At 55.7% G+C, this 307-nt stretch carries 1 pseudogene; it reads left to right on the forward strand.

What is annotated here, in order from left to right:
• A pseudogene (locus E5Q11_RS18045) lies at positions 1 to 121 on the forward strand (cytochrome b); the annotation flags it as partial.
• Between the last annotated feature and the right edge of the window lie 186 nt (positions 122 to 307).

Genomic DNA, 307 nt, shown 5'->3' on the forward strand with positions numbered 1-307 from the left:
CTGGGTGACCTGGGTGATCGTAGGCCTGGCGTCGCTCCACGGAGTGGCAGCGCTCAAGCATCATTTCGTTGATCGGGACGACACTCTCCGGCGCATGCTGGGCAGGTCCGGAAATCATTAACAGGCATTGCAAGGCACACATCTCAAGGCGCCAAGCCTTGATTACATCCGATAGGAGTGGATTATGAAAAAACTGATTCTTGCTTCCGCGGTTTCCCTGGCTGTTGCCGGTGGTTCCGTTCCGGCCGATGAACACAGTGGCACTTACGCCTTTGACAAGAAGGCTGCGCACCAGTTCATCACGTTC

Source organism: Marinobacter confluentis, assembly GCF_004785685.1.
Lineage (GTDB): Bacteria > Pseudomonadota > Gammaproteobacteria > Pseudomonadales > Oleiphilaceae > Marinobacter > Marinobacter confluentis.